The organism is Aquitalea palustris (assembly GCF_003693445.1).
In the GTDB taxonomy this organism is placed as follows: Bacteria; Pseudomonadota; Gammaproteobacteria; order Burkholderiales; family Chromobacteriaceae; genus Aquitalea; species Aquitalea palustris.
Map to the genome: position 1 here is coordinate 1 of NZ_RFAR01000087.1, position 471 is coordinate 471.

The 471-nt window shown below is 63.3% G+C and carries 1 protein-coding gene; it reads right to left on the reverse strand.

Annotation, left to right across the window (positions count from 1 at the left end; genetic code table 11):
• Positions 1–471 (reverse strand): hypothetical protein (locus EAY64_RS20450; RefSeq protein WP_199734485.1); only part of this gene is annotated, 471 nt, incomplete at both ends.

The window sequence follows — 471 nt, forward strand, 5'->3', positions numbered from 1 at the left end:
TCGGTCATGTCCATGCGCTGGTTGGCAAAGCCTTCGTATGGGGTGCGCTGCACACCCACCTTGGCTTCCAACAGCTGGTAGCTGTCACGCCAGGCCACGCCCAGTTCGTGGTTTTCAGTCTTGTAGGCGGTGGAGCCGACGGTGTCGCCATCCATCCAGGCGCGGCCGGATGCTGCAGCGCCTGCGCTCTTGAAATTGGCAGCCGCGTCGTAGTTATTGCTGCGGGCGGTGGAGCCGGTGTAGTTGATGCTGACATGGTCGTTGGCCAGGGTAGCACTGGCATTGGCACCACGCGCATCGCCATTGCTGCGGTAGAAGGCCCCTACTTCGCCGCCCTGCAATATCTGGCCTGGCTCGGCAAACTGCGGCGCAGCCGACTTGGCCACGATCACCCCGCCGATATTGTCGCCACCGGCGCTGACCGGAGCGGCAGCGTTATACACCTGCACGCTGTCCACCTTGCTGGCATCC